The following is an 8,102-nucleotide window of genomic DNA, read 5'->3' on the forward strand; positions in this document are numbered from 1 at the left end:
ATCCGACCATGACCACCCTGCGCGACGCCGCGATGCAATCGAAGGCTTGGCCGTTCGAAGAAGCGCGCCGGGTGCTGAAACGGTACGAGAAGCAGCCCCCCGAAAAGGGCTATGTCCTGTTCGAGACGGGCTATGGCCCCTCGGGCCTGCCCCATATCGGCACCTTCGGAGAGGTCGCGCGCACGACGATGATCCGCCGTGCCTTTCAGGAGATCAGCGACATCCCGACGCGGCTGATCTGTTTCTCGGACGATCTGGACGGCATGCGCAAGGTCCCCGAGAACGTCCCCGACCAGGAGATGCTGACGGAGCACCTGCAGCTTCCCCTGACCTCGGTCCCCGATCCGTTCGGCGAATACGACAGCTTTGGCGGTCACAACAACGCCATGCTGCGCCGCTTTCTGGACACGTTCGGCTTCGACTACGAATTCGTCAGCGCGACCGAGTTCTACAAGTCCGGCCAGTTCGATGCGGTGCTGCTGCGCGCCGCCGAACGCTATGACGACATCATGGCGGTGATGCTGGCATCCCTGCGCGAAGAGCGTCAGCAGACCTATTCCTGCTTCCTGCCGATCAGCCCCAAGACGGGCCGCGTGCTGTATGTGCCGATCAAGCATGTCGACGCCAAGGCCGGGACCATCACGTTTGACGAGGACGGCGAGGAGATCACCCTGCCGGTCACCGGCGGCAATGTGAAGCTGCAGTGGAAGCCCGATTTCGGTGCGCGTTGGGCCGCGCTGGACGTCGACTTCGAGATGTATGGCAAGGATCACAGCACAAACACGCCGATCTATGACCGCATCTGCGAGATCCTGGGCGGCAAAAAGCCCGAGCATTTCACCTATGAGCTGTTCCTGGACCAGGACGGCCAGAAGATCAGCAAATCCAAGGGCAACGGCCTGTCGATCGACGACTGGCTGACCTATGCGTCCACGGAAAGCCTGTCCTATTTCATGTATCTCAAGCCCAAGACGGCCAAGCGGATGCATCTGGACGTGATCCCCAAGGCGGTGGACGAATACCACCAGCAGCTGCGCGCCTTTCCCGACCAGACCCCCGAACAGCAGCTGGCGAACCCTGTCTGGCACATCCACGGCGGCAACGTGCCGGCGTCCGACATGGCGATCCCGTTCCAGATGCTGCTGAACCTGGCATCCGTCGCGGGCGCCGCGGACAAGGAGGGGCTGTGGGGGTTCATCCGCCGCTATGCCCCCGAGGCCAGCCCCGAGACGCATCCCGGTCTGGATCAGGCTGCGGGCTTTGCGCTGCGCTATTTCACCGATTTCGTGGCCCCCTCGCGGCAGTTCCGCGAACCCACCGAAGTCGAGCGTGCCGCGATGCAGGACCTGGCCGATCGGCTGGCCGCATGGGACCAGCCCGCCGACCCCGAAACGCTGCAGTCGATGGTCTTCGCCGTCGGCAAGGAGCACGGGTTCGAGCCGCTGCGCGACTGGTTCGCGGCCCTGTACCAGGTGCTGCTGGGCGCGGACCAGGGGCCCCGGTTCGGCGGCTTCATCGCGCTTTACGGCGTGGATGAGACCCGTGACCTGATCCGGGACGCGCTTGACGGCAAGCTGGTCCTGAACCAAGGCTGACGTTGCGGACGGGGCCGTTGCGGCGCACGCTGCGTTCAGGCCCCGTTAACCTTTCATCAACTATTTCTGTCCGCATCACGGCGGGTCTTCCCGGACCCGCCCGCCATGCCGATACGGAAGGGATAGCCGATGAACATAGCGATCACGAACGGGCTTTTGCTGACCCCACCCGCCTTCAGGGCGGGCCTGGGCGTTTTGTCGCGCAGCGACGGCACATCGGGCAGTCCCACCTGGGCCGATGCGGGCAATGCCGGCATCGTTCCCGCCGACCAGGATTTCGGTCCCTGCTTCGAGGTCGTCAAGCAGCAGACCACGACCAGCCTGCGCTTCATGGGAGAGACGCCGATGATCCCCGGCGTCTATCTGCGCGTGTCGGCGCGGGTCAAGATCGTCGCCGGGCCGCTGGCGAGCGTGCGCATCGCGGGCTGGGCGGGCGACGGGTCGCGCAATGCGGTCGCGGGCCTGGTCACCGCGGGGACGACCGTGGCGCTGCGCAACTACGGCGAGGTGGTCGAGGTCAGCGCCATCGTCGGCGTCGGCAACCGGCCGGGCGTCGATCTGCCGTGGGGCACGCGCGCGGTCTATGGGCATTTCGGTCTGGACCTGGTGGGCGCCAATGGCGGGGCGTTCCGGGTCGAATCGATCCGTATCGACGACATCACCGCGGCGTTCGTGCCGTCGCTGCTGGACTGGGTGGACGTGCGCGATTTCGGCGCGGTCGGCGATGGCGTCACGAACGACCGGGCCGCGTTCCTGGCAGCGGACCAAGCGGCGGCGGGCGGATCGATCGTGGTGCCCGCAGGGACGTTCTTCATCTCGGGCGACCTGTCGATCAACAGCCGCATCCGTTTCAAGGGCCGCCTCATCACCCCGCCCTCAACACGCGTGTCGCTGCTGCGCAGCTTTGATTTTCCGACCTATGCGGATGCCTTCGGCGACGAGACGCTTGGCATGAAAAAGGCGCTTCAGGCGCTGCTGGGCTATACCGACCACATCTCTCTGGACCTTGGCGGGCGCCGCGTGGACTTGGACGAACCGCTGATGCTGGCCGAACTGGCGCCCACGCTGGAGGGGTTTGCGAACCGCCGGGTGATCCAGAACGGCTCGATCCAGGCAAAGCCCGGCCCCGCATGGCAGACCGGCCGCGCGACCAGCCCCGGCACCTACAACCCGGCCCAGCCCTATCTCCTGAGCAACGTCGCCAATGTCGCGGCCATCGAGGTCGGCAGCCGCATCATCGGCAGCGGCGTCGGCCGCGAGGTCTATGTGAACGCCAAGAACGTCGCCCAGGGCACGCTGACCCTGTCGCAGCCGCTTTATGGCGGCGCGGGGACGCGGCAGTACAGTTTTGAACGCTATCGCTATCTGTTCGACTTTTCGGGCGTGCGCGAACTGAGCCGCCTGAACTTCTCCAAGGTCGATTTCGGCTGCGACCGCATCGCCAGTGGCGTGATGCTGCCCCAGCAGGGAGAGATGATCCAGTTCGCCGATTGCTACTTCACCCGTCCGATGGACCGGGCGATCACCTCGATCGGGCGCGGCTGCCAGGACCTGCTGGTCGATAACTGTCAGTTCATCTCGAACGATCTCGACCTGCCGGCGCAACAGCGCACCACGGTCGCGATCAACGTGAACGCCAACGACATCAAGATCCGCAACAACCGCTTCGTGCGGTTCGCGCATTTCATGGTGGCGAACGGCGGTGGCCACATCATCAGCGGCAACCACTGGTTCCAGGGCGACGGGTCGGGGCAGGGGCTGCGCTATGCGGGCCTGGTGCTGACCCAGCCCAACGTGCAGACGACGGTGTCGGGCAACTATATCGACAACGCCTCGATCGAATGGACCAACGAACACAGCGCCATCCCAAACTTCACCGGGTCCGAGTTCAGCTTTGGCGGCCTGACCCTGACGGGCAACACCTTCCTGTGTTCGAACACCGTTGCGTGGTTCACCTGGATCACCGTCAAGCCCTATGGCTCGGGGCATTTCATCCAGGGGCTGAACGTCGTGGGGAACGTCTTCAAGGCGCTTTACGGCAACGTGGAGCGGATCGACCGGGTCGACACCTCGATCGCCGACCTGAACTACAACAGCATGCGAAACCTGCAGTTCGAGGCGAACACCTTCAACGGCATCAACACCTATGTGTCGAACCCGCTGATGATCCAGCTGACCCAGAACACCGCGACGGCGACCTGGACCACGCCGGTCCTGACCGGCCTGCCATTCCAGGGCTGGGCGCGGTCCGTCCAGTCCGTCGTGACCGAGGTCGCGCTGCAGTCGACCAGCGGCGCCCGTGTCGATGCGACCCCGACGGTCGTGCCGGATTCGGGCACGTCAAAACGCCAGATCCGGCTGACCTGGTCACAGCCCCTGCGCGGCCGGGTCTGCATCTATGCGCGGATGGATCGCCCGCAATAGCACGATCATGCTGTTGACAGGCGCCTTGGGCCGGGGGCAACCTCGGCCCAAGGCCATGTGCGGAGGATCCATGGGCTATCGCCCCGCCTTTCTGGATCTTTCATTCGATCTCAAGGACCTGCAGGCAGGACTTACGGTCGCCATCGTGGCGCTGCCGCTGTCTCTGGCGATCGCCATCGCCAGTGGCGTCGGTCCCGACCGCGGGCTGGTCACGGCCATCGTGGGCGGGTTCCTGGTCAGCGCCATGGGCGGGTCACGCCACCAGATCGGCGGCCCGGCAGGCGCGTTCATCGTGCTGGTCGCGGGCTGCGTCGCGGCGATCGGCATCGACGGCCTGATCCTGGCCACGATGCTGTCCGGTGCAATGCTGGCGGTGCTGGGCCTGCTGCGTCTTGGTGGCACGATCCGGCTGGTGCCCTATCCGGTGATCTTGGGGTTCACTGCCGGGATTGCGGTGATCATCGCCGCAAGCCAGCTGCGCGACCTGTTGGGCCTAACGCTGTCCGTGCCCGAACCTGCCGCGCTGCTGCCCAAGCTGTCCGCCCTGTGGCAGGCCCGTGCCACGGCTGATCCGCAGGTCATCGGCGTCGCACTGACCGCGGTCGCGGTTATCGTGATCGCACAGCGCCTGGCGCCCCGCCTGCCGGCGCTGCTGCTGGGGATCGTCGCCGCCACCCTTGCCGCACAGGTGCTGGACGCGCCATCGGTCTTTGATCGCTTCGGCGCGCTGCCGGCCGGTCTGCCGATGCCGATGCTGCCCGCGCTTGACTGGGCGTCCGTTCAGGCGGCGCTGCCCTTCGCGGTGGGCTTCACCTTGCTGGGGGCGATCGAATCGCTTCTGTCGGCGATGGTCGCCGACCAGATGGCCGGCACCCGCATGCGTCCCGATGACGAGTTGATCGGGCAGGGGCTTGCCAATATCGGGGCGGGTCTGTTCGGCGGCTTTTGCGTCACCGGCACCATCGCGCGGACGGCGACCAACGTGAAGGCCGGAAGCCGCGGCCCGGCATCGGGGATGATCCACGCCGCGCTGCTGCTGGCCTTCCTGATCGTCGCGGCGCCGCTGGTCGGGGCCATTCCCCTGGCCGGCCTGGCGGGGCTTCTGATGGTTGTTGCTTGGAAGATGATCGAATGGCACGCGATGATCAGCCTGACCCGCATCGACCGGGCCGAGGCGGGGGTGATGGCCGCGACCTTCCTGGGCGTGATCCTGCATGATCTGACGACCGGCATCCTGATCGGCATGGCGCTGACCGGGATGCTGTTCATCGCGCGGATGTCGCGCGAGGGGACCGCCCATGCCCCCGCAGCCGACCCCGATGGCCCGGCGGACCGGATGGTGATCCATCTGTCCGGGCCGGTCTTCTTCGGCTCGGTCGCGCGGATCGAGGGGGCGCTGGCCCGGATCGACGCGCATCCCCGCCTGCTGCTTCTGGACATGTCACAGGTCACGCTGATCGATCGAAGCGGTGCCCAGATGATCCGCGACCTGTCCGACCGGCTGGCGCGCCGCGGAACCCGGGTCGTGGCGGTCCATGCGCGGCCGGTGCTTCGGGCGGGACTGCACGGCAGCGTCACGGTTGCCGAGGACTCTGCCCGTTTGTGAAGCATTGACAGGATCGGTGATCCTCAAGTCAATTCATTTACAAAATTTCCGTTTGTAAAAAACAAGTTAACTTGGTCCCTCATCTGTGATTAACATGGTGGCGACGCAGCGTTGCGCCCACACCCTGACAAGGGTCGTCGCGGCCGGGCTGCAGCATGGCGACGACGAGGGGGAAAGTCATGACCGCTGAAAACATTCGCAAACACGCCATTCCGGCCGGCCTGGAGGACGCTCATGCCGGCCCCGAGGATTATGCGCGGCTGTATGACGAATCGATCCGCGACCCGCAGGGCTTCTGGTCCCGCGAGGGGCAGCGGCTGGACTGGATCACGCCCTATACCAAGGTCAAGAACACCGACTTCACCCTGGGGCAGGTCAGCATCAAGTGGTTCGAGGACGGGGTCCTGAACGCCTCGGTCAACTGCATCGACCGCCACCTGCCGACCCGTGCCAACCAGACCGCGATCATCTTCGAACCCGACGATCCGCAGACGCCCGCCCAGCACATCACCTATGCCCAGATGTCCGAAAAGGTGAACCGGTTCGCCAACGTCCTGCTGAGCCAGGGCGTGATGCGCGGCGACCGCGTGGTGATCTATCTGCCGATGATCCCCGAGGCCGCCTATGCGATGCTGGCCTGTGCGCGCATCGGGGCAATCCATTCGATCGTCTTCGCGGGCTTTTCGCCCGACGCGCTGGCCAACCGCATCAATGACAGCGGCGCCAAGGTTCTGGTCACCGCCGACACCGCGCCGCGTGGCGGCCGGCGCACGAACCTGAAATCGAACGCCGACGCGGCACTGCTGCATTGTTCGGACAAGGTGCGCTGCCTTGTGGTCAAGCATACCGGCGACCAGACCACCTGGGTCGAGGGGCGCGACATCGACGTCAAGGCGCAGATGGAGCAGGTCGCCCCCGACTGTCCGCCCCGCCCCATGGGCGCCGAGGATCCGCTGTTCATCCTGTACACGTCGGGATCGACCGGCAAGCCGAAGGGCGTCGTGCACACGACCGGCGGCTATCTGGTCTATGCCGCGATGACGCATCAGTACACGTTCGACTATAAGGATGGCGACGTCTTCTGGTGCACGGCGGATGTGGGTTGGGTCACCGGCCACAGCTATATCGTCTATGGCCCGCTGGCCAATGGCGCCACGACCGTGATGTTCGAGGGCGTCCCGACCTGGCCCGATGCCGGACGCTTCTGGCAGGTCTGCGCCAAGCACAAGGTCACCCAGTTCTATACCGCACCAACCGCCATCCGCGCGCTGATGGCCAAGGGGCCCGAGCCGGTCGAGGCGCATGACCTGTCGTCGCTGCGCATCCTGGGTACCGTCGGAGAGCCGATCAACCCCGAGGCATGGAACTGGTACAACGAACATGTCGGCAAGGGCCGCTGCCCCATCGTCGACACCTGGTGGCAGACCGAGACCGGCGGCCACCTGATCACGCCGCTGCCCGGCGCGATCGAGACAAAGCCCGGATCGGCCACGGTGCCGTTCTTCGGCGTGGTCCCCGTGATCCTCGACGCGGCCTCGGCCGAGGTGCAGCAGGGCGACCCGGCCGAGGGCGTGCTATGCATCGGCGACAGCTGGCCCGGCCAGATGCGGACCCTGTGGGGCGATCACGCCCGCTTCGAAGAGGCGTATTTCCAGCAGTATCCCGGCTATTATTTCACCGGCGATGGCTGCCGGCGGGATGAGGACGGCTATTACTGGATCACCGGCCGCGTCGATGACGTCATCAACGTCAGCGGCCACCGCATGGGCACGGCCGAGGTCGAATCCGCCTTGGTCGCCCATGAGAAGGTCGCCGAGGCCGCGGTCGTGGGCTATCCGCACCCGATGAAGGGGCAGGGCATCTATGCCTATGTCACGCTGATGAACGGCGTGGACCCCTCGGAGGAGCTGCGCGCCGACCTGGAGAAATGGGTCCGTACGGAAATCGGCCCGATCGCCAAGCCGGACCTGATCCAGTGGGCGCCGGGCCTGCCGAAGACGCGGTCGGGCAAGATCATGCGCCGCATCCTGCGCAAGATCGCGGAAAACGACCACGGTACCCTGGGCGACACCTCGACCCTGGCCGAACCCGAGGTCGTGGACGATCTGATCGCCAACCGCATGAACCGCGGCTGACGACCGGCCGGGGGCCTTGGCGCCCCCGCAAACCTGCCCGCGCCCATCGCCGGGGACGGGCTTGGAAGAACACTAGGGCGGAGTGACAGACATGTCTGAACAGGGAGGGACCTAGGGACATGAGTGACAGACAATCCTCGAATGCCTATTGGCAGGCCAATCTACGCATCATCTACATTTGCCTCGCGATCTGGGCGCTGGTGTCCTACGGCTTCGGCATCATCCTGCGGCCGCTGCTGTCGGGCATCTCGGTGGGCGGAGCGGCTCTGGGATTCTGGTTCGCGCAGCAGGGGTCGATCCTGTGCTTCATCGCGCTGATCTTCTTCTACACCTGGCGCATGA

At 65.6% G+C, this 8,102-nt stretch carries 5 protein-coding genes; all 5 read left to right on the forward strand.

Going from position 1 to position 8,102, the window contains the following annotated elements:
- Window positions 1–8 precede the first annotated feature (8 nt).
- Window positions 9–1,595: a lysine--tRNA ligase gene (locus tag FHD67_RS01100; RefSeq protein WP_139597537.1), complete on the forward strand. Its 1,587-nt coding sequence runs from the start codon at window positions 9–11 to the stop codon at window positions 1,593–1,595.
- A 129-nt stretch (window positions 1,596–1,724) separates the two neighbouring features.
- Window positions 1,725–4,019, forward strand: a complete 2,295-nt coding sequence (locus tag FHD67_RS01105) for a glycosyl hydrolase family 28-related protein (protein ID WP_139597538.1) — start codon at window positions 1,725–1,727, stop codon at window positions 4,017–4,019.
- A 70-nt stretch (window positions 4,020–4,089) separates the two neighbouring features.
- Window positions 4,090–5,625 (forward strand): SulP family inorganic anion transporter, encoded by a 1,536-nt coding sequence (locus FHD67_RS01110; protein ID WP_246071177.1) that lies wholly within the window; start codon window positions 4,090–4,092, stop codon window positions 5,623–5,625.
- A gap of 179 nt (window positions 5,626–5,804) precedes the next feature.
- A complete protein-coding gene (gene acs, locus FHD67_RS01115) occupies window positions 5,805–7,760 on the forward strand; it encodes an acetate--CoA ligase (protein ID WP_139597540.1) in 1,956 nt (651 codons plus the stop codon).
- Between the two features lie 119 nt (window positions 7,761–7,879).
- A partial coding sequence (locus FHD67_RS01120; RefSeq protein ID WP_139597541.1) for a DUF4212 domain-containing protein occupies window positions 7,880–8,102 on the forward strand: 223 nt, incomplete at its 3' end.

The sequence above is a fragment of the Paracoccus haeundaensis genome (assembly GCF_006239215.1).
Taxonomy (GTDB): domain Bacteria; phylum Pseudomonadota; class Alphaproteobacteria; order Rhodobacterales; family Rhodobacteraceae; genus Paracoccus; species Paracoccus marcusii.